General features: G+C 55.3%; 25 protein-coding genes. 17 read left to right on the top strand and 8 right to left on the bottom strand.

Annotated features, from left to right (window positions below; all coding sequences use genetic code 11):
* Window positions 1-52 precede the first annotated feature (52 nt).
* Window positions 53-1261, bottom strand: a complete 1209-nt coding sequence (gene mdtH / locus AWR26_RS15845; protein WP_064567254.1) for a multidrug efflux MFS transporter MdtH — start codon at window positions 1259-1261, stop codon at window positions 53-55.
* A 238-nt stretch (window positions 1262-1499) separates the two neighbouring features.
* Here mdtH and rimJ point away from each other — a divergent pair, with 238 nt between their 5' ends.
* The 4 genes from rimJ to murJ all read left to right on the top strand — a co-directional run bounded on the left by rimJ (window position 1500) and on the right by murJ (window position 5310).
* Window positions 1500-2084: a ribosomal protein S5-alanine N-acetyltransferase gene (rimJ, locus tag AWR26_RS15840; protein WP_064567252.1), complete on the top strand. Its 585-nt coding sequence runs from the start codon at window positions 1500-1502 to the stop codon at window positions 2082-2084.
* 9 nt (window positions 2085-2093) lie between these two features.
* Complete coding sequence (locus AWR26_RS15835; RefSeq protein ID WP_064567250.1) at window positions 2094-2741, top strand: YceH family protein; 648 nt, start codon at window positions 2094-2096, stop codon at window positions 2739-2741.
* Window positions 2742-2743: 2 nt separating this feature from the next.
* On the top strand, window positions 2744-3667 hold the full coding sequence (locus tag AWR26_RS15830) for a Gfo/Idh/MocA family protein (RefSeq protein ID WP_064567248.1): 924 nt from the start codon (window positions 2744-2746) through the stop codon (window positions 3665-3667).
* A gap of 107 nt (window positions 3668-3774) precedes the next feature.
* Entirely contained in the window at window positions 3775-5310 is a 1536-nt protein-coding gene (gene murJ, locus AWR26_RS15825; RefSeq protein ID WP_007374470.1) for a murein biosynthesis integral membrane protein MurJ, read from the top strand.
* Window positions 5311-5356: 46 nt separating this feature from the next.
* On the opposite strand, the gene flgN is transcribed toward murJ, so the two are convergent.
* The 3 genes from flgN to flgA all read right to left on the bottom strand — a co-directional run bounded on the left by flgN (window position 5357) and on the right by flgA (window position 6831).
* On the bottom strand, window positions 5357-5779 hold the full coding sequence (gene flgN / locus AWR26_RS15820; protein ID WP_064567246.1) for a flagella biosynthesis chaperone FlgN: 423 nt from the start codon (window positions 5777-5779) through the stop codon (window positions 5357-5359).
* Between the two features lie 4 nt (window positions 5780-5783).
* Window positions 5784-6077 (bottom strand): flagellar biosynthesis anti-sigma factor FlgM, encoded by a 294-nt coding sequence (gene flgM / locus AWR26_RS15815; RefSeq protein ID WP_043953899.1) that lies wholly within the window; start codon window positions 6075-6077, stop codon window positions 5784-5786.
* Window positions 6078-6171: 94 nt separating this feature from the next.
* Complete coding sequence (gene flgA / locus AWR26_RS15810) at window positions 6172-6831, bottom strand: flagellar basal body P-ring formation chaperone FlgA (RefSeq protein ID WP_064567244.1); 660 nt, start codon at window positions 6829-6831, stop codon at window positions 6172-6174.
* A 157-nt stretch (window positions 6832-6988) separates the two neighbouring features.
* Here flgA and flgB point away from each other — a divergent pair, with 157 nt between their 5' ends.
* The 11 genes from flgB (at window position 6989) to flgL (ending at window position 16848) form a co-directional block, all read left to right on the top strand.
* On the top strand, window positions 6989-7405 hold the full coding sequence (flgB, locus tag AWR26_RS15805; RefSeq protein WP_007374474.1) for a flagellar basal body rod protein FlgB: 417 nt from the start codon (window positions 6989-6991) through the stop codon (window positions 7403-7405).
* A gap of 4 nt (window positions 7406-7409) precedes the next feature.
* Window positions 7410-7814, top strand: coding sequence for a flagellar basal body rod protein FlgC (flgC, locus tag AWR26_RS15800; protein WP_043953897.1), 405 nt, complete (start codon window positions 7410-7412; stop codon window positions 7812-7814).
* 11 nt (window positions 7815-7825) lie between these two features.
* Complete coding sequence (flgD, locus tag AWR26_RS15795; protein WP_064567242.1) at window positions 7826-8509, top strand: flagellar hook assembly protein FlgD; 684 nt, start codon at window positions 7826-7828, stop codon at window positions 8507-8509.
* 26 nt (window positions 8510-8535) lie between these two features.
* Window positions 8536-9744, top strand: a complete 1209-nt coding sequence (gene flgE / locus AWR26_RS15790; RefSeq protein WP_064567240.1) for a flagellar hook protein FlgE — start codon at window positions 8536-8538, stop codon at window positions 9742-9744.
* 20 nt (window positions 9745-9764) lie between these two features.
* Window positions 9765-10520 (top strand): flagellar basal body rod protein FlgF, encoded by a 756-nt coding sequence (locus AWR26_RS15785; RefSeq protein WP_007374478.1) that lies wholly within the window; start codon window positions 9765-9767, stop codon window positions 10518-10520.
* A gap of 15 nt (window positions 10521-10535) precedes the next feature.
* A complete protein-coding gene (flgG, locus tag AWR26_RS15780; RefSeq protein ID WP_043953894.1) occupies window positions 10536-11318 on the top strand; it encodes a flagellar basal-body rod protein FlgG in 783 nt (260 codons plus the stop codon).
* Window positions 11319-11375: 57 nt separating this feature from the next.
* Window positions 11376-12074 (top strand): flagellar basal body L-ring protein FlgH, encoded by a 699-nt coding sequence (flgH, locus tag AWR26_RS15775; RefSeq protein ID WP_064569036.1) that lies wholly within the window; start codon window positions 11376-11378, stop codon window positions 12072-12074.
* A gap of 12 nt (window positions 12075-12086) precedes the next feature.
* The gene (locus AWR26_RS15770; protein ID WP_007374481.1) at window positions 12087-13181 is read left to right on the top strand and encodes a flagellar basal body P-ring protein FlgI; all 1095 of its coding nucleotides are present in this window, start codon (window positions 12087-12089) and stop codon (window positions 13179-13181) included.
* Window positions 13181-14140, top strand: a complete 960-nt coding sequence (flgJ, locus tag AWR26_RS15765) for a flagellar assembly peptidoglycan hydrolase FlgJ (protein ID WP_064567238.1) — start codon at window positions 13181-13183, stop codon at window positions 14138-14140. The genes AWR26_RS15770 and flgJ overlap by 1 nt, the downstream gene beginning before the upstream one ends.
* A 75-nt stretch (window positions 14141-14215) precedes the next feature.
* Window positions 14216-15865 (top strand): flagellar hook-associated protein FlgK, encoded by a 1650-nt coding sequence (gene flgK / locus AWR26_RS15760; RefSeq protein WP_064567236.1) that lies wholly within the window; start codon window positions 14216-14218, stop codon window positions 15863-15865.
* A 14-nt stretch (window positions 15866-15879) separates the two neighbouring features.
* The gene (gene flgL / locus AWR26_RS15755) at window positions 15880-16848 is read left to right on the top strand and encodes a flagellar hook-associated protein FlgL (RefSeq protein ID WP_064567234.1); all 969 of its coding nucleotides are present in this window, start codon (window positions 15880-15882) and stop codon (window positions 16846-16848) included.
* Between the two features lie 81 nt (window positions 16849-16929).
* On the opposite strand, the gene AWR26_RS15750 is transcribed toward flgL, so the two are convergent.
* Window positions 16930-18141, bottom strand: a complete 1212-nt coding sequence (locus AWR26_RS15750) for an MFS transporter (RefSeq protein ID WP_064567232.1) — start codon at window positions 18139-18141, stop codon at window positions 16930-16932.
* 137 nt (window positions 18142-18278) lie between these two features.
* On the opposite strand from AWR26_RS15750, the gene AWR26_RS15745 reads away from it, so the two are divergent.
* Entirely contained in the window at window positions 18279-19217 is a 939-nt protein-coding gene (locus AWR26_RS15745; RefSeq protein WP_064567230.1) for a LysR family transcriptional regulator, read from the top strand.
* A gap of 39 nt (window positions 19218-19256) precedes the next feature.
* Here the strand turns inward: AWR26_RS15745 and rne are convergent, their stop codons facing one another.
* The gene (gene rne / locus AWR26_RS15740; RefSeq protein WP_064567228.1) at window positions 19257-22412 is read right to left on the bottom strand and encodes a ribonuclease E; all 3156 of its coding nucleotides are present in this window, start codon (window positions 22410-22412) and stop codon (window positions 19257-19259) included.
* Window positions 22413-22983: 571 nt separating this feature from the next.
* Between rne and rluC the strand changes: the two genes are divergently transcribed.
* The gene (rluC, locus tag AWR26_RS15735) at window positions 22984-23937 is read left to right on the top strand and encodes a 23S rRNA pseudouridine(955/2504/2580) synthase RluC (RefSeq protein WP_043953885.1); all 954 of its coding nucleotides are present in this window, start codon (window positions 22984-22986) and stop codon (window positions 23935-23937) included.
* A gap of 36 nt (window positions 23938-23973) precedes the next feature.
* Here rluC and AWR26_RS15730 read toward each other — a convergent pair whose 3' ends face one another.
* Both AWR26_RS15730 and AWR26_RS15725 read right to left on the bottom strand, forming a co-directional pair.
* A complete protein-coding gene (locus AWR26_RS15730; protein ID WP_407658795.1) occupies window positions 23974-25107 on the bottom strand; it encodes a dienelactone hydrolase family protein in 1134 nt (377 codons plus the stop codon).
* A 103-nt stretch (window positions 25108-25210) separates the two neighbouring features.
* The gene (locus AWR26_RS15725) at window positions 25211-25795 is read right to left on the bottom strand and encodes a Maf family protein (protein WP_064567223.1); all 585 of its coding nucleotides are present in this window, start codon (window positions 25793-25795) and stop codon (window positions 25211-25213) included.
* Window positions 25796-25823 lie beyond the last annotated feature (28 nt).

The raw sequence follows: 25823 nt of genomic DNA, 5'->3' as shown, positions 1-25823 counted from the left end.
ACTGGCTTATCCATCAAAGACCAGTATGGAAGAGAGCATTGCATGGCGCAAATCAGGCGCCAGGTTCAAGCATCCGCGGGCGAATACGCTTCTGGCCGAATTGCCACAGCAGCGCCATTGAGGTCATCAGCCCGATCAGACCGAGCATCATCCACGGTAATTCCGGCTGGTTGAAGGCTTTGCCGGCATCAAACAACCACCCGCCGCCGGCGTAACCCAGCGCGCCGCCAAATGCCAGCCCCAGGCGGCTGAAGCCCATATAACTGCCACGCGCACGGGCATCTGCTAGCTGTGCGCTTAAGGTTTCCCGCGCAGGTTCGGCAATAATTGAGCCGATATAGAACGTGCAGATAAGCGTAAACAGTTGCTGCAGCGTCCCGACCATTCCGATCGGCAGCAGGCTGAATGACATCACCAGCAGCCCGGCCATCAGACGGTGTTCAAGACGAAAGCGTTTTTCGCTCCAGCGGGCGATAGGGTAGAGCAACGTCAGCGACAAACAGGCTTCGATGGCATACATCCACTTCACCGCCGCCGGTGAACCGGCAATATCGTTGACCATGATCGGCAGCATCAGCATTACCTGTACTGCCAGCATATAGTAGCCGGTCAGCGTCAGAACGTAGGTGACAAACCGTTTGTCGTGCAGCACGCGAGCCAGCCCTTCGCGCACCGGTGCCTTTACCGTAGAGAGCTTCCACGCCGGTAACAGCCAGGCGTTAAACGCGGCGCAGAGCACGAACATTAGCGCACCGGCGGCACACACCAGACGAAAGTCATATTGCAACAGCCAGCTCCCGAGCAATGCACCGACAACCGCGCCGGCGCTGTCCTGCATCATCAGGATAGAGAAAAAGCGGCTGCGCTGGTTGGGGCGCACCAGTTTGACCACCAGTGCGGAACGCGGCGGATCAAACAGCGTGCCGCCCAGCCCGGAAAGAATGCAGGAGAGCCACAGCAGCCAGGGTTCATGCGCCACGCCCATCGCGACGAAACCGCCCGCGCGCATCAGCATGCCGGTGACGATCAGCGGTTTGGCGCCAAAGCGGTCGGCAATCGCGCCGCCGAAAATCCCCAAACCCTGCTGAATAAATTGCCGCAGGCCGAGTGCAATACCGACCATCAATGCCGCCCAGCCGAGCTGATCAACAAAACGAATAGAAATAAGTGGGAAGACAACGAAAAAGCCGAGGACCACCAGCATATTATCGACAAGCAGGAAATATTTACCCAGGCTCCTTGCCTGCGATATGCGCGCCATTTCCCCTCCGGGAAATTAAGAAAGATAAGACATTCTTATTCTGCGGGTTCGCCCGATCTTTTCCCACATGCGCGGTGACAATATTTTTTTATCAAAATCCGGCTTTGATTCAGAGTTTTCATCGAAAATAGCCCGCAAAGTGGAAAATGCCATGTTGCTGTTTTCACAGAGTGGCTGCGCAAATGTATAGTAAAGGTAAGGGGTTAAAAGAGTGGTGAAATGGAAGGAGTGGTAATGCATGTTTGGCTACCGCAGTAACGTGCCGAAAGTACGCTTAGTCACAGACAGATTAGTGGTTCGTTTAGTGCATGAGCGCGATGCCTGGCGCCTGGCGGATTATTACGCCGAAAATCGGCAATTTCTCAAGCCCTGGGAGCCCGTGCGCGATGAAAGTCATTGCTATCCTTCCGGTTGGCAGGCCCGTCTTGGCATGATCAATGAGTTTCATAAGCAGGGTTCGGCATTCTATTTCGCTCTGCTCGATCCTGAGGAAAAAGAGATCGTCGGCGTAGCGAATTTTTCCAATGTGGTACGCGGTTCGTTTCATGCTTGTTACCTTGGCTACTCCATCGGACAGAAATGGCAGGGGCAAGGGCTGATGTTTGAAGCGCTGACGGCGGCGATCCGCTATATGCAGCGCACGCAACATATGCACCGCATCATGGCGAATTACATGCCGCACAATAAACGTAGTGGCGATTTGCTGGCGAGGCTGGGTTTCGAGAAAGAGGGCTACGCCAAATCGTATTTGCTGATTGACGGGCAGTGGCGCGATCACGTACTTACCGCGCTCACCGCACAAGAATGGACCCCGGGTCGCTAAGGAGCAACGATGAAGTATCAACTCTCAGCGGTTGAAGCGCGCGTTATCGGCTGTCTGCTGGAAAAGCAGATCACCACGCCGGAACAGTATCCGCTGTCGATCAATGGTGTAGTTACCGCCTGTAATCAGAAGACCAACCGTGAACCCGTCATGAACCTCAGCGAACATGAAGTACAGGATGTGCTGGATGAACTGGTGAAACGGCACTATTTGCGCACCGTCAGCGGTTTTGGCAATCGCGTAACGAAATACGAGCAGCGTTTTTGCAACTCTGAATTTGGCGATCTGAAACTCAATCCGGCAGAAGTGGCGCTCATCACCACGCTGCTGCTGCGCGGGCCGCAAACGCCGGGGGAACTGCGCGGTCGTGCGGAACGCATGCATCGCTTTAACGATATGGCGGAAGTGGAAACGGCGCTGGAACTGCTGGCGACGCGGGAAGATGGCCCGTATGTCGTGCGGCTGCCCAGAGAGCCCGGCAAGCGCGAAAGCCGCTACATGCACCTGTTCAGTGGCGATGTACAGACGCTGGTGAATGTTGTTGAGGCGGTCAGCCCGCAGGAAGAATCACTGGCGACGCGCGTTGAGGCGCTGGAAGAGGAAGTGGCAGATCTGAAACAGCGTCTGGATTCGCTGCTCGCACATTTAGGAGATTAGCCGTGACGAAACTACGTGTTGGAGTGGTCGGCCTGGGCGGCATTGCGCAAAAAGCCTGGTTACCGGTTGTCGGCGCAGCGACCGACTGGACACTAACCGCAGCCTGGTCGCCGACGCGGGAAAAAGCCTTGCGGGTATGCGAGACCTGGCGCATTCCATATGCTGATTCGCTGTCGGCATTAGCCGCGCAGTGTGATGCGGTCTTCGTCCACACATCGACAGCTTCGCACTACAGCGTGGTCAGTGAGTTACTGAACCTTGGCGTGCATGTTTGCGTTGATAAACCGCTGGCAGAAAACCTCCAGGATGCCGAGCGGCTTATCGAACTGGCCGCGCGGAAAAAACTGACGCTGATGGTCGGTTTTAACCGCCGCTTCTCGCCGCTGTACCGCGAATTAAAACAGCAGATGCCGCAGGCGGCGTCGCTGCGGATGGATAAACACCGTACCGACAGCGTGGGGCCGCATGATTTACGCTTTACGCTGCTCGACGATTATCTGCACGTGGTGGATACCGCGTTGTGGCTGGCGGGAAGTGCGGCGGCGTTACAAAGCGGTACGTTGCTCACGGATGATGATGGCGCCATGGTTTATGCCGAACACCACTTCTCACTGGATCACTTGCAAATCACCACCAGTATGCACCGGCGGGCGGGAAGCCAGCGTGAATGGATTCAGGCCGTCACCGATGGCGCGCTGGTGGATATCACCGATATGCGCGAATGGCGCGAAGAGCGTGGGCAGGGCGTAGTCGCGCGTCCGGTTGCTGGCTGGCAGAGCGTGCTGGAACAGCGTGGTTTTGTGGGGTGCGCGCGCCATTTTATTGAATGCGTGCAAAATCAGACGGTTCCGGAAACGGCGGGCGAACAGGCCATCCTGGCTCAACGCGTGGTGGAAAAGCTCTGGCGTGAGGCGATGAGTGAATAACCGCCTGTAACATCTGGCGATAGTAATTCGCCTTTTTCCCTGTAGACTAAGCGCTTCGCTGTATACCAACGCCTGCATTGCAGGCGTTGTGCCTTATGGAATCCAGAATGAATCTATTAAAATCGCTGGCGGCTGTCAGCTCGATGACGATGTTTTCTCGCGTGCTGGGTTTTGCGCGCGACGCTATTGTGGCAAGGGTTTTTGGCGCAGGTATGGCAACCGACGCCTTCTTTGTGGCGTTTAAACTGCCCAATTTGTTGCGGCGTATCTTTGCTGAGGGTGCGTTTTCTCAGGCATTTGTTCCCATTCTTGCTGAGTACAAAAGCAAACAGGGCGAGGATGCGACGCGGGTGTTTGTGGCGTATGTCTCGGGTTTGCTGACGCTGGCGCTGGCGCTGGTGACTGTCGCCGGGATGCTGGCGGCACCGTGGGTGATTCTGGTCACCGCGCCGGGTTTTGCCGATACAGCGGATAAATTCAATCTCACCTCACAGCTACTGCGCATTACCTTTCCTTATATTCTGCTGATTTCGCTGGCGTCATTGGTGGGTGCAATCCTCAATACCTGGAACCGTTTCTCGGTGCCGGCGTTTGCGCCGACATTTCTCAATATCAGCATGATTGGCTTTGCGCTGTTTGCCGCGCCGTACTTCCATCCGCCGGTGCTGGCACTGGCATGGGCGGTGACGGTGGGCGGCGTGCTGCAACTGGTTTATCAACTGCCGCATCTGAAGAAGATCGGCATGCTGGTATTACCGCGCGTGAGTTTTCACGATGCCGGTGCTATTCGCGTTGTGAAGCAGATGGGGCCTGCGATCCTTGGGGTCTCGGTCAGCCAGATTTCGTTAATCATCAATACGATTTTCGCCTCGTTTCTGGTTTCCGGATCGGTATCGTGGATGTACTACGCTGATCGCCTGATGGAGTTTCCGTCTGGCGTGCTGGGCGTGGCGCTGGGGACGATTTTGCTGCCTTCGCTGTCGAAAAGCTTTGCCAGCGGCAATCATGACGAGTACTGCCGTCTGATGGACTGGGGGCTGCGTCTTTGCTTTCTGCTGGCGCTGCCGAGCGCAGTGGCGTTGGGCATTCTGGCAAAACCGCTGACCGTCTCGCTGTTTCAGTACGGTAAATTCACGGCCTTTGACGCGCTGATGACGCAGCGGGCATTAATTGCTTATTCCGTCGGCTTAATGGGCCTGATTGTGGTGAAGGTGCTGGCGCCGGGTTTCTATTCGCGGCAGAACATTAAAACGCCGGTGAAGATTGCCATTGTCACACTGCTGATGACACAGCTGATGAACCTTGCTTTTATTGGCCCGCTGAAACATGCCGGGCTGTCATTGTCGATTGGCCTGGCGGCCTGCCTGAACGCCGGTCTGCTTTACTGGCAACTGCGTAAGCAAGATATTTTCACGCCGCAGCCAGGCTGGAAAAGCTTTCTGCTGCGTCTGGTCATTGCGGTGCTGGTAATGGCGGCTGCACTGGTGGGCATGCTCTATGTTATGCCGGAATGGTCACTGGGTACGATGCCATACCGCTTACTGCGTTTGATGGCGGTAGTGGGGGTGGGCGTGGTGGCTTACTTCGCCACGCTGGCACTGCTGGGTTTTAAACTGAAAGAGTTTGCTCGCCGGACGGCATAAACAATTTTGCCAGGGGGGAAACCCCTGGCAAAAAAATGTCTGTCGATTAAATCGAGATTTTTTTGCCGCCGCGGTTAGCGGAAGCGGTGTGACCGTTGGCGCCGTACAGCGTCGGTTCCTGATGGGGTTTCAGTACATCCAGCGCCTGCTGATTACGCTCAATTTGCCCTTCCAGCAGCCATCCATTGTGCTGGTTAAGGTTGCGCAAATGCTGTGTCTTCTGCGTAATAATCTGCCAGCGATCGGCGATATCGTCATTCGCGCTGCGCTGTGTTTTCTGCGCCGAACGACGCTGTTGCTCCAGGTAATCCAGCGTTGCGAGCAAGGAACTTTTTTCTTCCGTAATACGCTGTAACGTACTGCCATTTACATGGCCTACGGAAAGTTGCTTTTGCTCAGCATCCATCACGTCTTTCAGAGCGCTCAGGATAACTGTCATTTGATCGAGGATGTCTGACAGTCGATTCATTCTGTTATTTACTCTGTAAGTAACTCTGCGCTTCGTTAATCAGGGCATCGGCAATCTTGCCGGTATCCATTTTCAGTTCACCATTACGAATCGCGGTTTTCAGCTGCTCAACGCGTTCCATATTGATGTCATTCGCGCCCGCCTGCATCAGCTTCGCCTGCGCACCGCTGATGGTGACGCTGGTGCTGTTCGCCGTCTCGGCTTTTTCCAGACGAGTTTTCTGCGACTGGGCGTCGTTGGTTTCGCGCTGTTGAACGGCGTTAACCGGCTTCAGAGGCGATGTACGATCAATGCTCATTGTGATGTCCTCATCGAGGTGTCCCGGCGTTTCGGGCCTGATATCTTTAGTCGTTGCTTATTTATCGGCAGGCAACATAATTTCTTTAAAAAGATTATAGGTTAATCAGAATATTCCCATCAGTGTTCACCGTACCGCTGACAATCTGGCCTGAAGACATGCGTACGCGGGCATTTTGCGCCACTGCGGCATTGTCCAGCGCTTGTCCTTCGCCGTTCACACTAAAGCCATCTCCCGATGCCACAACCTGTACCCGCTGTCCGGCTTTTACCCGCCATGCCTGACGCAGCATTGATAGCTGAATCGGCTGCCCGGGAACCAGATCGCGCAGGCTGATCGCATCCTGCGCCTGATTGATATCCAGCATGGTGCGCGGCGGCAATTGATCGAGACGACCGCGTTTTAATGTCACGCTGTCGGGTTGCAGCGTGCTGCCACGCGCAACAGATTGCGCCGCCACTACATAATTACCTGTCGCCTGCACGTTAACCTGCAAAAAGCGCTTAACCCCTGCACAGTTTGCCACAACATTTACGTTTCCCCATAACTTTGCGCTGCCGACCACGCTCAGCGCGGGCTGATCGCAGGCGGGCAACATGTTCTGCGGGGTGCGTATATTTACCACTACCTCGTCACTAACGCCAGCAAGGCGCTGAGCAAAAAATGATGTGAGCTGAGCTTGCAGCTCGCCCGCCTGTGTCAGCGGGCTCAAAAACAGTAAGGTCGCGGCTAAACCGCTTTTCAACGCGTTCATCGCAGACTCCTGCCTGTTGATGGGATGCAAAGATTTTAACTGCATGGCAAATCTATCAACGCAATAAATAGCGACGCATTTTGCCCTTATTCCGGCGATAAGTTTGCCTGAGGAGATTTAAGCTGTTGGCTAAATAATTGTCATCAGTGGGGGAGCTATGCTCGATAAACTTGATGCCGCTCTGCGTTTTCAGCAAGAAGCGCTGAACCTGAGCGCCCAGCGCCAGGAGATTCTGGCGGCAAACATTGCCAACGCCGATACCCCAGGGTTTCAGGCGCGCGATATTGATTTCTCCAGCGAATTAAAAAAAGTGATGGAGCGCGGGCGCGCTGAAAACAGCGGCGTTGCGTTGACGTTAACATCTTCCCGCCATATCCCGGCGCAAAACATCTCCACGCCGTCCGCCGATCTGCTGTACCGCATTCCTGACCAGCCTTCACTCGACGGTAACACTGTGGATATGGATCGTGAACGTACGCAATTCGCTGACAACAGCGTGAAATACCAGACCGGCCTGACCGTACTGGGTGGGCAGATCAAAAGCATGATGAGCGTTCTGCAACAGGGGAACTAATTAAATGGCATTACTGAATATCTTTGATGTCGCTGGTTCTGCGCTTACCGCGCAATCAAAACGTCTGAACGTCGCCGCCAGTAACCTGGCGAACGCCGACAGCGTAACCGGTCCTGATGGGCAACCCTATCGCGCTAAACAGGTTGTCTTCCAGGTTGACGCTGCTCCGGGTCAGGCGACCGGCGGCGTGAAAGTATCAGATGTGGTCGAAAGTCAGGCACCGGACAAACTGGTCTTTGAACCAGGTAATCCGCTGGCTGATGCCAATGGCTACGTCAAAATGCCGAACGTTGATGTGGTCGGTGAGATGGTGAATACCATGTCCGCTTCACGCAGCTATCAGGCAAACGTTGAAGTGCTTAACACCGTTAAGAGCATGATGCTCAAAACGCTCACCCTTGGCCAGTAAAGGAGACACGCATGTCTATCGCCGTGAACGTGAATGACACCACTGCTAACAGTAGTGTCTCATCGACCAGCAAAGGTACGTCCACTACAGGTACTAACAGCGCTTCCGACCTGCAGAGTAGCTTTCTGACGCTGCTGGTCGCACAGCTGAAAAACCAGGACCCGACCAACCCGCTGCAAAACAACGAGCTGACGTCGCAACTGGCGCAGATCAGCACCCTCAGCGGAATTGAAAAGCTGAATACCACTCTGGGTTCGATTTCCGGGCAGATTGATAACAGCCAGTCATTGCAGGCATCTAACCTGATTGGTCACGGTGTCATGATCCCGGGGCAGACGGTTCTGGTAGGCAGCGGAACCACCACGCCGTTTGGCGTTGAACTGACGCAGGCTGCTGACAAAGTCACTGCAACTGTCACCAGCAAAGACGGCACCGTGGTGCGCACGATTGATATTGGTTCGCTGTCGGCTGGCGTTCATACCTTTAGCTGGGATGGCAAGCTGACCGATGGGACGACAGCGCCGGATGGCTCTTACAAAGTCTCCATCTCTGCCAGCACCGGATCAACGCAGTTGGTTGCGCAACCGCTGCAATTTGCCATGGTGCAGGGCGTCACGCTCAACGCTAACGGCAACGCTTTAGATTTGGGTACCTACGGTACAACCACACTCGACGAAGTTCGGCAGATTATCTAAGCCTTAACACTTATCAGGAGTAAGTCATGGCCTTTTCACAAGCGGTCAGCGGCCTGAATGCTGCGGCCACCAACCTCGATGTCATTGGTAACAACATCGCCAACTCCGCCACATATGGCTTTAAATCCGGGACTGCGTCTTTTGCCGATATGTTTGCCGGTTCTAAAATTGGTCTGGGTGTTAAGGTTGCCGGGATTACCCAGGACTTTAACGATGGTACCACCACCAGTACCGGTCGCGGTCTTGACGTCGCGCTGAGCGGTAACGGTTTCTTCCGCCTGGTCGACAGCAACGGTTCTGTTTATTACAGCCGTAACGGCCAGTTCAAACTGGACGAGAACCGTAACCTGGTGAACATGCAAGGCATGGAAGTGACGGGTTATCCGGCAACGGGGACACCGCCAACGGTTCAGACCGGCGCGAACCCGCAGGCCATTACTATCCCGAACACCCTGATGGCGGCGAAAACCACCACCACGGCAACGATGCAGATCAACCTGAACTCTACGGATTCCACTCCGACAGTTACCCCTTTTGATCCGACTAACGCGGATAGCTACAACAAAAAAGGCTCTGTTACCGTTTACGACAGCCAGGGTAACGCCCATGACATGAACGTCTACTTCGTGAAAAGTTCTACGGCGAACACCTGGAGTGTTTACACGCAGGACAGTAGCGTAAGTGGCAGCACTGCGACGCTGGCAAGTACACTGGTGTTTGATACGAACGGCTCCCTGACCAGCGGCACCACGGCGAACATCACCACCGGTACCATTAACGGCGCAACCCCGGCGACGTTCTCCCTGAGCTTCCTGAACTCCATGCAGCAAAACACCGGTTCCAACAACATCGTTGCCACCACCCAGAATGGTTACAAACCGGGTGACCTGGTGAGCTACCAGATTAACGATGACGGTACCGTTGTAGGTAACTACTCCAACGAACAGACTCAGTTGCTGGGGCAGATTGTGCTGGCAAACTTCGCTAACAACGAAGGCCTGAAGTCCGAAGGCGACAACGTCTGGTCTGCCACGTCTTCTTCCGGTGTGGCGCTGCTCGGTACGGCAAACACCGGTAACTACGGCAGCCTGACCAGCGGCGCGCTGGAAGCTTCGAACGTGGATCTGAGTAAAGAACTGGTCAACATGATCGTCGCGCAGCGTAACTATCAGTCGAACGCGCAGACCATCAAAACCCAGGACCAGATCCTTAACACGCTGGTTAACCTGCGTTAATCGTCTGACGGGATGGCTTAATGGATCACGCAATATATACCGCGATGGGCGCTGCCAGCCAGACGCTGAATCAGCAGGCTGTCACGGCCAGCAACCTCGCGAATGCGTCCACTCCGGGTTTCCGTGCGCAGCTTAATGCGCTGCGTGCGGTGCCGGTAGAAGGGCTTTCGCTGCCTACCCGTACGCTGGTGGTCGCATCAACGCCTGGTGCCGATATGACGCCAGGCCAACTGGATTACACCTCGCGTCCGCTGGACGTGGCGTTGCAGCAGGACGGCTGGCTGGCAGTACAGACGGCGAACGGTACTGAAGGATATACCCGCAACGGTAATATCCAGGTGAGCTCGACTGGCCAGTTGACCATCCAGGGGCATCCGGTGATGGGTGATGCCGGGCCGTTGACCGTGCCTGAAGGCTCGCAAATAACCATTGCGGCTGACGGTACGATCTCCTCGCTGAATCCGGGCGATCCGGCCAATACCGTTGCGCCGGTTGGCAAACTGAAACTGGTGAAAGCAGACCCGCAAGAAGTGCAGCGCGGCGATGATGGCATTTTCCGTCTGACCCAGGCCGCACAGGCGACACGTGGCGCGACGTTGCAGGACGATCCGAGCGTACGCGTCATGTCCGGGGTGCTGGAAGGCAGTAACGTTAAACCGGTGGCGGCCATGACCGACATGATCGCCAGCGCGCGTCGTTTCGAGATGCAGATGAAGGTGATCTCCAGCGTCGATGATAACGCGCAACGAGCCAACCAGTTGCTGTCAATGGGCTAATAAACAGGACTACATATGATCAGTTCATTATGGATCGCAAAAACCGGCCTTGACGCCCAGCAAACCAATATGGATGTCATCGCCAACAACCTGGCGAACGTCAGTACCAATGGTTTTAAGCGTCAGCGTGCGGTATTTGAAGATTTGCTGTACCAGACGATTCGTCAGCCTGGCGCGCAGTCTTCCGCGCAGACTACGCTGCCTTCCGGCTTGCAGATCGGTACCGGCGTGCGCCCGGTTGCCACTGAACGTTTGCACAGCCAGGGCAACCTGTCTCAGACCAACAACAGTAAAGATGTGGCGATCAAAGGGCAGGGCTTCTTTGAAGTGGCGTTGCCGGATGGAACTTCCGCCTACACCCGCGATGGTTCCTTCCAGGTCGACCAGAACGGACAACTGGTAACGGCTGGCGGTTATCAGGTTCAGCCGGCGATCACTATTCCGGCAAACGCTCTGAGCATCACCATTGCCAGCGATGGCGTGGTAAGCGTGACCCAGCAGGGGACGGCGGCGCCAGTTCAGGTTGGCCAGTTAAACCTGACCACCTTTATGAATGACACCGGTCTGGAAAGCATCGGTGAAAACCTCTACACCGAAACGCAGGCTTCCGGCGCGCCTAACGCCACGACGCCTGGATTGAACGGTGCAGGCTTGCTGTATCAGGGGTATGTGGAAACCTCAAACGTAAACGTGGCTGAAGAGCTGGTGAATATGATCCAGGTTCAGCGCGCTTACGAAATCAATAGTAAGGCAGTATCGACCACCGATCAGATGCTGCAGAAACTGACGCAACTCTAAGGCGTTTTCCGGCGCGGTAAGCGCTGCGCCGGAACCCTGATTTTGAAGATGAATGCAATGCAAAAATACGCCGTGCGCAGCTACCCGATTATGGCTTTAGTGGCATTAACCCTGACAGGATGTGCCTGGGTTCCGTCTACACCGTTAGTGCAAGGGGCGACCACCGCTCAGCCCATTCCGGGGCCGGTGCCGATGGTGAATGGTTCGATTTATCAGACTGCGCAGCCAATCAACTATGGCTATCAGCCACTGTTTGAAGACCGCCGTCCGCGTAACGTCGGCGACACGCTGACTATCGTGCTGCAAGAAAACGTGAGCGCCAGCAAAAGCTCGTCAGCGAATGCCAGCCGCGATGGCAAATCCAGCTTTGGCATGGATACCACGCCGCGTTATCTCGAAGGGCTGTTCGGCAACTCCCGTGCCGATCTGAGCTCTTCCGGCAGCAATACCTTTAACGGCAAAGGCGGCGCAAATGCCAGTAACACATTTAGCGGCACGCTGACCGTCACGGTCGATCAAGTGCTGATCAACGGCAATTTACATGTAGTGGGTGAAAAACAGATCGCCATTAACCAGGGCACAGAGTTCATCCGCTTTTCCGGTGTCGTAAACCCGCGCACCATCAGCGGCAGCAACACAGTTCCGTCCACACAGGTGGCGGACGCGCGTATCGAATATGTGGGCAATGGCTACATCAACGAAGCGCAGAATATGGGCTGGCTGCAACGTTTCTTCCTCAACTTATCGCCGATGTAACCGGGGTGAATTATGTTTAGATATCTGGCAATGGCGTTGGTACTGGTGGCATCTGTCGCCCAGGCCGACCGCATCCGGGACCTCACCAGCGTACAGGGCGTGCGAGAAAACTCCTTGATCGGCTATGGCCTGGTCGTTGGCCTTGATGGCACCGGTGACCAGACCACGCAGACCCCTTTTACCACGCAGACACTGAATAACATGTTGTCGCAGATGGGGATTACGGTGCCGACCGGCACCAATATGCAGTTGAAAAACGTCGCGGCCGTTATGGTCACGGCGCAATTCCCGGCATTCGCCCGCCAGGGGCAAACCATCGATGTCGTCGTTTCCTCAATGGGTAACGCCAAAAGTCTGCGCGGCGGTACGCTGCTGATGACGCCGCTGAAAGGGGTCGACAGCCAGGTGTACGCGCTGGCGCAGGGGAATATTCTGGTCGGCGGCGCAGGTGCATCGGCAGGCGGCAGCAGTGTTCAGGTGAACCAGCTTAACGGCGGCCGTATTACCAACGGCGCGGTGATCGAGCGTGAGTTGCCGACGCAGTTTGGTTCAGGGAATACCATCAACCTGCAACTGAACCAGGAAGACTTCTCTATGGCGCAACAGATTGCCGACACCATTAACCGCAGCCGTGGTTACGGGAGTGCAACGGCGCTTGACGCCCGCACTGTGCAGGTCCGCGTTTCCACTGGCGGCAGTTCGCAGGTCCGTCTGCTGGCCGATATTCAGAACCTTGAAGTTGGCACGACTCAGCAGGATGCGAAAGTGATCATCAACTCGCGTACCGGCTCTGTGGTGATGAACCGTGAAGTGTCGCTGGATAACTGTGCCGTCGCGCAGGGGAACCTCTCTGTTACGGTCAACCAGCAGGCTAATGTCAGCCAGCCGAATACACCGTTTGGCGGCGGTCAGACGGTGGTGACGCCGCAAACGCAGATCGATTTGCGCCAGAGCGGTGGTTCGCTGCAAAGCGTTCGCTCCAGCGCCAACCTGAACAGTGTCGTACGCGCACTTAACGCGCTGGGGGCTTCGCCGATGGAACTGATGTCCATTCTGCAGGCTATGCAAAGTGCAGGTTGCCTGCGCGCGAAACTGGAGATCATCTAATGCTGACGGACAGCCGGTTGTTGTCGAGCGCGGCCTGGGACGCGCAATCACTGAACGAGTTGAAAACCGAGACCAGACAGGATCCGCAGGCCAATTTACGCCCTGTTGCGCGTCAGGTTGAGGGCATGTTCGTGCAGATGATGCTGAAAAGCATGCGTGAAACGTTACCGAAAGACGGTATCTTCAGCAGTGACTCAACGCGGTTGTATACCAGCATGTATGACCAACAAATTGCGCAGCAGATGACGGCCGGTAAAGGTCTGGGGCTGGCGGATATGATGGTCAAACAGATGGCCGCTCAGCAGGGTTCCGCTGAGCCGGCGGAACAAGCAGCACAGCAGGTGCCGATGAAGTTCCCGCTGGAAACGGTCACCACCTATCAGAACCAGGCGCTGACGCAACTGGTGCGTAAAGCGATGCCAAAAGCGCCGGATAGTAGCGATGAGCCGCTTTCCGGCGACAGCAAAGACTTCCTGGCGCAGTTGTCGCTTCCTGCCCGTCTGGCGAGTGAGCAGAGTGGGGTTCCGCATCACCTGATCCTGGCGCAGGCGGCGCTGGAATCTGGCTGGGGCCAGCGGCAGATCCCGCGTGAAAACGGCGAGCCGAGCTTTAACATTTTTGGCGTTAAAGCCACGCCAGGCTGGAAGGGGCCGACCACGGAAATTACCACCACCGAATATGAAAACGGTGAAGCGGTGAAAGTGAAAGCCAAATTCCGCGTTTACAGTTCGTACCTTGAAGCGCTCTCCGACTATGTCGGTATGTTGACGCGCAATAAACGCTACGCGGCGGTCACCACTGCAGCAACGCCAGAACAGGGCGCACAGGCACTGCAAAATGCCGGTTATGCGACCGATCCTAACTATGCCCGCAAGCTGACATCCATGATTCAGCAACTGAAATCGATGGGTGAAAAGGTCAGCAAAGCGTATAGCACCGACATCCAAAATCTGTTCTGAAAAGTCTCAAGTTTCGCCCTGGGTTGCCGATAATCGTCAACAGGACTCATGACTGAATGTATATAAGGAACCTCCATGTCCAGTTTGATTAATAGCGCCATGAGTGGGCTCAGCGCAGCCCAGGCCGCGCTTAATACTGCCAGTAATAACATCTCCAGTTATAACGTGGCGGGCTACACTCGTCAGACGACGGTGCTTTCAGCGGCGAAAAGTACGCTGGGCGCAGGCGGCTATGTTGGTAATGGTGTTAACGTCGTTGGCGTTCAGCGTGAGTATGATGCCTTTATCACCAACCAGTTGCGCGCGGCGCAAAACCAGAGCAGCGGGCTGACGACGCGTTATGAGCAGATGTCGAAAATCGACGATGTGTTGTCAAGCACCACCAATTCGCTGGCGACCAGCATGCAGGATTTCTTCTCCAGTCTGCAAACGCTGGTCAGTAATGCTGAAGATCCTGCGGCGCGCCAGGCACTGTTGGGTAAAGCTGACAGCATGGTTAACCAATTCAAAGTCGCTGATCAGTATCTGCGTGACCAGGACAAACAGATTAACCTGTCTATCTCATCAAGCGTTGATCAGATCAACAACTACACCAAGCAGATTGCCTCGCTGAACGACCAGATTTCCCGTCTTACCGGCGTTGGCGCTGGCGCGTCGCCGAATGACCTGCTCGATCAGCGCGACCAACTGGTTAGCGAACTGAATAAGATCGTGGGTGTGGAAGTGAGCGTGCAGGATGGTAATACCTACAACCTGACGATGGCGAACGGTTATACGCTGGTGCAGGGCAGTACCTCTCGCCAGCTGGCGGCGGTCTCTTCGAGCGCCGACCCGTCACGTACGACCGTGGCGTATGTTGATAACACCGCTGGCAATATCGAAATTCCGGAAAAACTGATCACCACCGGTTCGCTGGGAGGCCTGCTGACGTTCCGTTCGCAGGATCTGGATCAGACGCGTAACACGCTGGGTCAACTGGCGCTGTCATTTGCCGATTCATTTAACCAGCAGCACACGCAGGGTTATGACGCGAACGGCGACCAGGGCACCGACTTCTTTACCATTGGTTCCCCAACAACCCTGAACAACTCGAAAAACACCGGTGGCGCTACGTTGACGGCAGCCGTGAGCGACAGCTCTGCGGTACAGGCGACAGATTACAAAGTGGTTTACGACGGCACAAACTGGAATGTCACCCGTCTGTCTAACAATACCTCGTTTACGGTTACGCCGGACGCAACTGACGGTACGCTGAACTTTGACGGTCTGAAAATTACCGTTGGCGGCGCGACCGGACCGGCTGCCAACGACAGCTTTACCGTTAAACCGGTAAGTAATGCCGTGGTTAATATGAGCGTGGCAGTGACGGATGAATCGAAGATTGCTATGGCGCAAGTCGCCAATGGCGGCGCGAGCGATAACCGTAACGGCCAGGCGATGCTGGATCTGCAAAAGGCGACGAAAGTCGGCGGCAACAAAACGTTCAACGATACGTATGCCACGCTGGTCAGCGATGTGGGTAACAAAACCTCCACGCTGAAAACCAGCAGCACTACGCAGACCAACGTGGTGACACAGCTCAGCAACCAGCAGCAGTCTATCTCCGGGGTTAACCTCGATGAAGAGTACGGCAACCTGCAACGTTATCAGCAATATTATCTGGCTAACGCTCAGGTTCTGCAGACCGCAAGCACGCTGTTTAATGCGTTGCTGGATATTCGCTAAGTAAGGGGTGAATGATGCGTATCAGCACGCAAATGATATATGAACAAAACATGCGCGGCGTTACCAATGCGCAGAGTAAATGGCTGGCTTACGGTGAGCAAATGTCTACCGGGCAGCGTGTGAACCGTCCGTCTGACGATCCGATCGCCGCTTCGCAGGCTGTGGTGATCTCTCAGGCGCAGGCGCAGAACACCCAGTACGCGACGGCGCGTACTTTCGCTGAACAAAAAGTGTCGCTGGAAGAGAGCGTGTTGCAGCAGGTAACGACCGCTATTCAGGGCGCGCAGTCTACCATCGTTGAGGCCGGTAGCGGCTCGCTCAGTGACGACGACCGCGCATCGCTGGCCAGCAAACTGCAAGGCTATCGCGATCAGTTGTTGAACCTGGCGAATAGTACTGACGGTAACGGGCGTTATATTTTCGGTGGCTATAAAACCGAAACGGCGCCGTATGATTCCACCGGTACATACAGCGGCGGCTCGCAAAACATCACCCAGCAGGTTGATGCTTCCCGTAGCATGGTGATTGCCCATACGGGGGATGAAATTTTTAACCGCATCACCAGTAACGCCACGCCGGAACCGACGGATCCAGCAACTGGTTTGCCGGGAACTTCGGAAACCGATCTGTTTAAAATGCTGGATACCGCTATCGCCGCGTTGAATACGCCAGTTGCCGGTGATGAGACGGCTAAAGCGACCGCCCAGGCTGCGGTTGATAAAACCAGCCGTGGTTTGACGAACTCCCTGAACAATGTGCTGACAGTACGCGCGGAGTTGGGCACGCAGTTGAATGAGCTGGACAGCCTTGATTCGTTGGGGGATGACCGCTCGCTGGGTCTGACACAGCAGAAAAGCGATTTGGTGGATGTGGACTGGAACTCGGTGATTTCGTCTTACACCATGCAACAGGCTGCACTGCAGGCTTCTTACAAAGCATTCTCCGATATGCAGGGAATGTCGTTGTTCCAGCTTAACAAGTAATCGTTTCATTTTGAGCATGTCTTGAAACTGGGGCATGTTCCGTATGCCCGCTCTGTTACCGGAGCGGGCCTTTTTTTTGCCTTATGCTTTCTGCGCCGCTTGCTGGATACGACGGGCATCGACCAGGCGAATAATCAGCGCGATAAAACCAGAGAGCGTTGCCAGCACCACCACACCCTGCCATGAGGCGACGGAATAGAGTTTACTGCCCAGTGCAGAACCCACCGCCATACCGATAAACACACCGGTAAACAGTAACGCATTCAGGCGGCCACGTGCCTGGGGCTCCAGACCGTACACCAGATTTTGGTGCGCCACGAGGCTGGATTGCAGACCGAGATCGAAGCCGACCGCAGAGAGCGCAATCAGGATAAGCTGAGCGTGCGGCGGCAGTGCCGGCAGTAAAAACATCAGGGCAAAGGAGAGTGTCACCAACCCGGCGCCCAGTTGGGTCACTTTTTCAGCGCCAACTTTATCTGCCAGACCACCGGCCAGCGGCGCGGCCAGCGCACCGGCGGCACCCGCAATACCGAATGTACCGGCAACGGCGCTGCCCAACTGATATTTTTCCAGCAACATTACTGCCAGCGTAGACCAGAAGGCGCTAAAAGCGATGGACAAGAAACCCTGGGCGAAAGCCGCCCGGCGCAGTGCCGGATAACGTTGCCACAGGTGTGCCATCGATTTCATCAGTGCCGGATAGCTCAGCGTAGAGTGGGTGGCAAAACGCGGCAGCACGGACCACATCAGCACGCCAATCAGGGCAATACTGACGGCTGCGAGTTGATACATTACCCGCCAGCCAAATGCTGCGCCGACAAAGCCACTTACCGTACGTGAAAGCAGGATGCCCAGCAGCAAACCGGTCATCACCGTGCCGACCATTTTCCCCTGTTTCCCCGCGGGTGCCAGAATAGCAGCCGCCGGGACGATATCCTGCGCCATTGTCGCCGCCATCCCCAGCATCAGGCTGACGAGCAGCAGTGAGGGCAGGTTGCTGGTCAGGCTACAGGCCAGCAGCAGAATCGCCAGCGCCACGCTTTTTAGCAGAATGAGGCGGCGACGGTCATGGCGATCACCCAGCGGTAGTAAAAACAAAATTCCCAGCGCATAACCGGCCTGAGTCAGCGTCGGTACCAGCCCCATGCCGTTAACGGTCAGGTGCAGATCGCTACCCATCAGCGGCAGCAGCGGCTGCGAATAGTAGATTGAAGCCACGCTAAATCCCGCGCCCAGAGCCAGCGCTAAAATGACCCAGCCAACAACATCTGTCGAAAGAGAATGACGGTTCATACTGTGTTTCCCCGGTATGGTTTTTATGAATTCGTAGACGTGCTACGCAGTGAGGACATTCTTATCTAATACACTGTAGCGCGGTAGCCAGCGGAGTGGTAAAACGGTTATACGTGAAACGTATAGGCAAAATAAATATGAAGCGTCAGGAGCGTATAGACAGAGTGGATTTGATGCGGACGTTTATCCGCATCGTGGAAGCGGGCTCGCTGTCGTCAGCGGCACGCCAGTTGGGAACGACACAGGCGACGGTCAGTCGTCGTTTACAGTCACTGGAAACCCTGCTCGGCGTGAAGCTGCTGCTGCGCACCACCCATGCGATGAAACTGACCGATGATGGTGAACGCTGCTATCAACATGCAAAACGGGTGGCGGATGCCTGGGTAGCTCTGGAGGATGAACTGAGCCAGTCTGACGATGAACCGGTCGGCATTTTACGCGTGCGTGCGCCGCATGCTTTTGGTCAGGAGCAGTTGCTTGGGCCGCTCACCGAATTTCTGGAGCGACACTCGCAGCTTTCTGTCGAGTGGATGCTGAACGATAAAACGGTCGATTTTCTGAGCGTCAATATCGATTGTGCGATTCGCGTCGGCGCTGAAGTGGACCCGGCAACGGTATCGGTGCTGCTGGCAGAAGTACCCCGCAGCCTGGTGGCTTCTCCGGCCTTGTTGGCGCGTTTTCCGGCAATTGAGACTCCACAACAACTCTCAGCCTTGCCGTGGATAGCGTTGAACACTTTTTATCAGCATGAAATTCATCTGACGCATCAGCAGACCGGTGATGCAGAACAGGTGCCGATCTCGCCAAGGCTGTTTACCGACAGTTTGTACGCTGCGCGGAATACGGCGATCAGTGGTCTTGGTCTGGCGGTTATATCCAGTTGGGCAGTGGAAGAGGAGATTCGCAGCGGAAAACTGGTTGCCCTGTTGCCGGAATGGCAGGCGGCACCGCTGCCGGTACATCTGGTGTATCCGTGGGCGCGGTATTATCCGGCGCGATTGCGAAAATTTTTACAACTGATGCGCGAAGTGATGCCGGGCCTGGGAGGCGTGCGCCAGCCTGCGCGGCAGGCATAAAAAAGCCGACCCTGAGGTCGGCTTTTGGCTGTCTGACGATTAGTCAACAGAAGGTGGTTTCGTTGCCGGTGCGGTGGCAGCGTGGGTGGCGCTGTGACCGCCCGCGGAACCTTTACCTTCGAAGTTGAAGTCCGGACGAACCCAGTCGCTGTGACGCGGCGCTTCCGGTACATAGGCCGGAGCAGGCGCTTTGGTCATCGGCGCAGTGGCTACTCTACGGGCGACGACAGGCGCCACCGTTTCTTTAACCGGTTCAACAACGGGTGCTGCAACCGGGGCCGGGGCCTCTTCGCTAACAACCGGTGCGGTTTCAACAACTGGCGCCGGGGCTTCCTGCGCTGGCGCGGCTTCTTCCACAACCTCTTTGGCGACGACACGATCTTCTTCAGCAATCAGTTGCGGCTGCTCATCAACCGGCGCGGCGATAACCTCCGGATGGGTGGTTTCTACCGCAACGGTTTCTGGCTCAGCGACAGTCTGCTGCGGCTCGACAACGACAGGTTCAGTCACTTCCGTTTCAGCGGCTGGCGCTACAGTTTCTGCTTCTGCTGCAGGTTGCTGCTCAACCACTTCGGTCTGTACAGCACTAACCAACGCGGCTTCAGCCACCATCGGTGCAACATCCTGCTCAACGGCAACGTTCTCTTCTGCCGCGATCTCTTTCGCCTGCTCTTCCTGAGTGCGCGCAACCGGATAGCGGATCCATACTTTACCGGAAGCCATTTCAGGCGAAGCACATGCGACGGTCAGCGGCATGGCTGACTGCAACGGATAACGCTCGTCACGATAGCGACGACGGCGCTGGCCGCTGACGCGCAGGTGACGCGGAGAACGACGAGAACGGCGAGGCATCGCATTTTCGCGCGCTTCTGCATTCTCATCCTGATCCTGGCTGGTTTCCACAACGGCCGGGAGATCGACTTTCGCCACTTCAGTACTCTGAGCGATCGTCTCTTCGGTAGCATCTGCAGGCTGCGCATCTTCAATGCGAACTTTCTGGCTCAGTTGACGCTGTTTACGACGCGGCATCACCTGCACACGCTCTTCCTGTTCAGTTTCCTGCTCAGGCTGATCGGCACGGTTCAGTTCTTTAACATCCTGCTGCGCCTGACGTTTGTCATCGTTACGGCGACGGTTGCGTTCACGGCGTGACGGTTGCTGCTCATCGCGCTGTTTGGTTTTTTCCGTCTCTTCGACCGCTACTGGCTGACGCGCTTCGCGAGTTTCCGCGTTCTGCTGTGATTTCTCGCGGCGATTACGGCGGTTCTCTTCACGACCTTCGCGGTTTTCGCGATTCTCACGACCTTCGCGCGCCTCGCTGCCTTCAGCGCGGCCATCACGGCGTTCATTACGATCGCGACGATTGCTCTGGCGCGGTTTGCGGCGATCCTGCTGGCGATCTTGTTTCGCCGGTTTTTTCTCTTCACTGGCTTCGACAGCTGCCGGGGCTTCTTCGCCCGCAAACAGGCCTTTCAGTGCCGAAACGAAACGGCTGAACAGCCCCGGAGTTGCAGGTTGTACAGCGGCGGCAGGTTCTGCTTTGGCAGCAGGTGCGGCAGCAGCAGGCGCTGGCGGAGCAGGCGGAACATCCGGCATGACGAACGTCGCCAGTGCAGGCTGCTCAGGCAGTTTACGCTCGGCATACTCTTCTTCCGACGGCAGCGCCATCGCTTCTTCGTGCAGCTTCGGCAGCAGATAGCTCAGGGTCGGCGTCTCTTCGCCTTTACGCACGCGCAGTACGGAGTAGTGCGGCGTTTCCATCTGGTCGTTCGGCACGATCACGCAGCGTACGCCGCCCTGGCGGGCTTCGATAGCGCTGACCGCAGCACGTTTTTCGTTCAGCAGATAAGAGGCGACCTGGACCGGCACAATCGCGTGCACTTCCTGGGTGTTCTCTTTCAGCGCTTCTTCTTCGATCAGGCGCAGGATCGACAGCGACAGCGATTCGTTATCACGAATGGTACCGGTGCCGCTACAACGTGGGCAGACGTGATGGCTGGATTCGCCCAGCGACGGACTGAGGCGCTGACGAGACATCTCCAGCAGGCCAAAGCGGGAAATATGGCTGATCTGAATACGGGCGCGGTCCTGACGCACGGCTTCACGCAGGCGGTTCTCAACAGCACGCTGATGGCGAACCGGCGTCATATCGATGAAGTCAATAACAATCAGACCGCCAAGATCGCGCAGGCGCAGTTGGCGGGCGATCTCATCGGCTGCTTCCAGGTTGGTGTTGAAGGCGGTTTCTTCGATATCGCCACCGCGGGTTGCGCGCGCGGAGTTGATATCGATAGCCGTCAGTGCTTCCGTGGAATCGATAACGATAGAGCCGCCGGACGGCAGGCGCACTTCACGCTGGAAGGCGGATTCAATCTGTGACTCAATCTGATAGTGGCTGAACAGCGGAATTTCACCGGTGTACAGTTTGATTTTGCTGCTGAAATCCGGACGACCCAGCGCGGAGATGTGCTGGCGGGCCAGCTCAAGCACTTTCGGGTTGTCGATGAGGATTTCACCAATGTCCTGGCGCAGGTAGTCACGGAATGCGCGAACGATGACGTTGCTTTCCTGATGGATCAGGAACGGCGCCGGACGGCTTTCAGCGGCTTTCTGGATCGCTTCCCAGTGTTTCAGGCGGAAACTCAGATCCCATTGCAGCGCTTCGGCGGATTTACCCACACCAGCTGTGCGTACAATCAGCCCCATGCCATCCGGCAGTTCGAGGCTGGAGAGGGCTTCCTTTAATTCAGTACGATCGTCACCTTCAATGCGGCGAGAGATGCCGCCTGCGCGCGGGTTATTCGGCATTAACACCAAATAACTGCCCGCAAGGCTAATAAACGTGGTCAGTGCAGCGCCTTTATTACCACGCTCTTCTTTATCAATCTGGACGATAACTTCCTGGCCTTCACGCAGCACGTCTTTGATATTCGGACGGCCATGAGCGTTGTAATTGGCAGGGAAATATTCGCGCGCGATTTCTTTGAGGGGGAGGAAACCGTGTCGTTCAGCACCGTAATCCACGAAAGCGGCTTCAAGACTCGGCTCAATGCGGGTGATTTTACCTTTATAGATGTTCGCTTTTTTCTGTTCGTGCCCCGGACTTTCGATATCCAGATCGTACAGGCGCTGCCCATCCACAAGGGCGACACGCAACTCTTCTTGCTGAGTTGCGTTGATTAACATTCTTTTCATCGTAACTTACTCATTATTCTTACATTGACGACTAAGCTGCGGGCAAGATAACGCCTTTCCGGGGAGAACCGATGGCCTCGAGACTATTCACGTCGCCAACCTCACGGTTGTCGCTCGCTTAAGAGGCGCAGTGTGTCGGTTGCCTGTATTTCCTGTGGAAAATACAGCGCAATTATCAGGGGAACAGCCTGGGAAAAACTCTCCAGAGAAGATTCCATCTACCGGTAAGGACTGCAACCCGCAGCCCGCTAACTGCCTGAAAGTTCAATACGTCTTACGCCATTGCTGCGTGTATGATCGGACAGGCAAAACTGGTCATTCCGCTTATTTGCTTGTTTCAACAAGATTCAACACGGAAAACCGCAACATTATTCCCTGCGAACCCTCTTATAGCAAGCTGACTTTTACCATTTATCACCCGGTTACTCACAGTTTTTTCACCTCTGTACGGAGATTGGTTTAATAACCAGCGAATCAGAAGAAACTAACGCCAGTATCCAGGTGCGAATGTAAATATAAGCATAGAAAAATGAGTGGCGCTAATCATCATGGCTATTTAGAATCGCCTCCCATGAAAACTGAGACGCCATCCGTAAAATTTGTTGCTATTTCCGCTGACGAAGCGGGGCAACGCATCGATAACTTTTTACGCACCCAATTAAAAGGTGTGCCGAAAAGCATGATCTACCGCATTCTGCGTAAAGGCGAAGTGCGGGTGAATAAAAAACGCATCAAACCGGAATATAAACTGGAAGCGGGCGATGAAGTGCGCATCCCGCCGGTGCGCGTTGCTGAACGCGAAGAAGAGGCGGTTTCACCGCATCTGCAGAAAGTTGCGGCATTAAGCGACGTTATTTTGTACGAAGACGATCATATTCTGGTCCTCAACAAGCCGTCCGGTACAGCGGTACACGGCGGCAGCGGTCTGAGTTTTGGCGTGATTGAAGGTCTGCGCGCGCTGCGTCCGGAAGCCCGGTTCCTCGAACTCGTTCACCGTCTCGATCGTGATACTTCCGGCGTTCTGCTGGTGGCCAAAAAACGTTCGGCGCTGCGTTCGCTACATGAGCAACTGCGCGGCAAAGAGATGCAGAAAGATTATCTCGCGCTGGTGCGCGGGCAATGGCAGTCACACGTAAAAGTGGTGCAGGCACCGTTGCTGAAAAATATTCTGCAAAGCGGTGAACGCATTGTTCGCGTCAATAGTGAAGGCAAACCCTCGGAAACCCGGTTTAAAGTGGAAGAGCGTTACGAGTTTGCGACACTGGTACGTTGTAGCCCGGTAACCGGTCGTACGCACCAGATCCGCGTTCATACGCAGCATGCGGGTCATCCCATTGCTTTTGACGACCGGTATGGCGATCGCGAATTTGACAAGCAACTGGCAACAACCGGTTTGTCTCGTCTGTTTTTGCATGCAGCAGCGCTGAAATTTACCCATCCAAATAGCGGTGAGACGTTGCGTATTGAAGCGCCGCTCGATGATGAACTAAAACACTGTTTGCAGGTGCTGCGCAGCGCCAAATAAGTTTTCCCCCTCCGGTAAGAGGGGGAAAGCAACAGGTCAGGGCTTCAGCCACTTATCCAGCCACGGAAAGACTTCATCCTGCTGTTCACGGTAAAAAACATGCCCCAGTTGCGGCCAGGTGCGGGTGACGAGTTTGTCGTCGGCGTTCTGCGATTTCCAGACGCGGTGCGCTTTGGCAAAGGCCTCTTTTACTGCTTCCGGGGGGAACAGTTTGTCCTGGCCGCCGCTAAAGATCAGCATCGGTTTAGGCGCGGCGATACTGGCAATGTCCGGAATGTCCATCTGCGCAGGCATCCCAGGATGGAGCATATAAAAGGCGGACTGGCCGCGCAGAACGTTATTGCCCGGCTGCATCAGGCCGTTATACGTACCAAACCATGAGATCACGGCGGTTGCCGCCACTTTGTCGCTCAGTGCGGCCAGTTGCCAGGCGCGAAAACCGCCCATTGAGAAGCCCAACACGCCTACACGTTGACTGTCCACCCCGGCATATGAGGCGATAAAGTCTACCGTGCGCATATCTTCATAAGCCACTTCGCCTGCCAGAGAACGCCCAAGGTTGAAATAGTTACTGGCTAGCGCCTGCTGCTGCTCATAGACCATTGGCCCGCGATCGCCCCAACCCGGGCTGTCGATGGCGATGACGGCATAACCACGGCTGGCCAGCTCATCACCGATAAATTTTCCGCTGAAAAATTTGTCTGCCCAGGCTTGCGCGCTGGCGAGCTTTGTCGCATCGCCCCAGGGACGGATCAGCTTCTCTTTACCGATATCAAATTTCGCACCGTGATCGTGTAACAGCACGACTGCGGGGTGAGGTCCCGGGGATTTTGGCATCAGCAGTAGCGCCGCAATACGATTATCGTCGGTGATAGTAAGCGCCAGTTTTTCTGCGGTATAACTGCCACGATCTTCTTTGCTGAGAATTTCTGGTGCGAAAGGTTTCGTCGAGTCCGGGGTAAGCAAAGCTGTGCGGAATAACTGGCGGCTATGGGTTTGCCACTGAGTAAAATCTTTATAGTGGCCGGAGAGCCAGGAATGGGGATAACGCATCTCTGTTTTCAGCGTTTGCCATGAAGCGGGGAGGTTGCCTTCAATCACTCCCTGCGTTTGCCACGGTTCCTGCGCAATCGCATTCGCGGCGCCGAAAAGCGTCAACAGCAGCGCCATTTTATTGAATATCTTCATCACCTCTCCTTAAATTAAAACGGCGTTTTAATAACAGTGATGAATGTAATGTTTGCTCAAAAAAGAAACTGTGATCGCTAAAGCATTAGCTTAACAAGGGGTTACACTGTTCACGACGTAGCATCTGGCACAGCGCGATCAGCGGCAAACCGACCAGTGTATTAGGATCCCGGCCTTCAAGACGTTCAAACAGCGCAATGCCCAGACCTTCGCTTTTGAAACTACCTGCACAGTTCAGCGGACGCTCTTTACGGATATAGTCATCGATTTCCGGCTCGCTTAAATGACGGAAATGGACGTCGAAAGGCTCACATTCAGTTTGCAAATGGCCTGTGGCCGAATTATATAGTGCCAGGCCAGTATAAAAGGTGACAATATTCCCGCGAGCTTTCATCAATTGCTGGCGGGCATTTTCTTCCGTATGTGGCTTGCCGGTTATTTCACCGTCCAGCACACACACCTGATCGGAACCAATAATCAGATGCTGAGGATATTTGTCCGCCAGCGATTGCGCTTTTTCCTGCGCCAGACGCAGCACCAGATGACGCGGTGCTTCGCCTGCATGCGGGGTCTCATCAGCCTGCGGCGCGGCGCATTCAAACGCTAAGCCAAGCTTTTCCAGAAGTGCGCGGCGGTATGGGGAGGTCGATGCGAGAATAATTTGCGACATATTTTTTTCACCAAATATGGCTTAACAA

The sequence above is a fragment of the Kosakonia oryzae genome (assembly GCF_001658025.2).
Lineage (GTDB): Bacteria > Pseudomonadota > Gammaproteobacteria > Enterobacterales > Enterobacteriaceae > Kosakonia > Kosakonia oryzae.
Note: the sequence above shows the minus strand (reverse complement) of the source record. Positions and strands in the feature narration are given on the sequence as shown.

Coding starts and splice junctions, on each gene's coding strand:
- AWR26_RS15745 (WP_064567230.1), top strand. CDS start 18,279: ATGAAGCGTCAGGAGCGTATAGACAGAGTGGATTTGATGCGGACGTTT.
- flgD (WP_064567242.1), top strand. CDS start 7,826: ATGTCTATCGCCGTGAACGTGAATGACACCACTGCTAACAGTAGTGTC.
- flgB (WP_007374474.1), top strand. CDS start 6,989: ATGCTCGATAAACTTGATGCCGCTCTGCGTTTTCAGCAAGAAGCGCTG.
- murJ (WP_007374470.1), top strand. CDS start 3,775: ATGAATCTATTAAAATCGCTGGCGGCTGTCAGCTCGATGACGATGTTT.
- AWR26_RS15770 (WP_007374481.1), top strand. CDS start 12,087: ATGTTTAGATATCTGGCAATGGCGTTGGTACTGGTGGCATCTGTCGCC.
- AWR26_RS15725 (WP_064567223.1), bottom strand. CDS start 25,795: ATGTCGCAAATTATTCTCGCATCGACCTCCCCATACCGCCGCGCACTT.
- rluC (WP_043953885.1), top strand. CDS start 22,984: ATGAAAACTGAGACGCCATCCGTAAAATTTGTTGCTATTTCCGCTGAC.
- AWR26_RS15785 (WP_007374478.1), top strand. CDS start 9,765: ATGGATCACGCAATATATACCGCGATGGGCGCTGCCAGCCAGACGCTG.
- flgJ (WP_064567238.1), top strand. CDS start 13,181: ATGCTGACGGACAGCCGGTTGTTGTCGAGCGCGGCCTGGGACGCGCAA.
- rne (WP_064567228.1), bottom strand. CDS start 22,412: ATGAAAAGAATGTTAATCAACGCAACTCAGCAAGAAGAGTTGCGTGTC.
- flgK (WP_064567236.1), top strand. CDS start 14,216: ATGTCCAGTTTGATTAATAGCGCCATGAGTGGGCTCAGCGCAGCCCAG.
- rimJ (WP_064567252.1), top strand. CDS start 1,500: ATGTTTGGCTACCGCAGTAACGTGCCGAAAGTACGCTTAGTCACAGAC.
- flgH (WP_064569036.1), top strand. CDS start 11,376: ATGCAAAAATACGCCGTGCGCAGCTACCCGATTATGGCTTTAGTGGCA.
- flgE (WP_064567240.1), top strand. CDS start 8,536: ATGGCCTTTTCACAAGCGGTCAGCGGCCTGAATGCTGCGGCCACCAAC.
- AWR26_RS15750 (WP_064567232.1), bottom strand. CDS start 18,141: ATGAACCGTCATTCTCTTTCGACAGATGTTGTTGGCTGGGTCATTTTA.
- flgC (WP_043953897.1), top strand. CDS start 7,410: ATGGCATTACTGAATATCTTTGATGTCGCTGGTTCTGCGCTTACCGCG.
- flgL (WP_064567234.1), top strand. CDS start 15,880: ATGCGTATCAGCACGCAAATGATATATGAACAAAACATGCGCGGCGTT.
- AWR26_RS15730 (WP_407658795.1), bottom strand. CDS start 25,107: ATGGCGCTGCTGTTGACGCTTTTCGGCGCCGCGAATGCGATTGCGCAG.
- flgA (WP_064567244.1), bottom strand. CDS start 6,831: ATGAACGCGTTGAAAAGCGGTTTAGCCGCGACCTTACTGTTTTTGAGC.
- flgG (WP_043953894.1), top strand. CDS start 10,536: ATGATCAGTTCATTATGGATCGCAAAAACCGGCCTTGACGCCCAGCAA.
- flgN (WP_064567246.1), bottom strand. CDS start 5,779: ATGAATCGACTGTCAGACATCCTCGATCAAATGACAGTTATCCTGAGC.
- mdtH (WP_064567254.1), bottom strand. CDS start 1,261: ATGGCGCGCATATCGCAGGCAAGGAGCCTGGGTAAATATTTCCTGCTT.
- flgM (WP_043953899.1), bottom strand. CDS start 6,077: ATGAGCATTGATCGTACATCGCCTCTGAAGCCGGTTAACGCCGTTCAA.
- AWR26_RS15835 (WP_064567250.1), top strand. CDS start 2,094: ATGAAGTATCAACTCTCAGCGGTTGAAGCGCGCGTTATCGGCTGTCTG.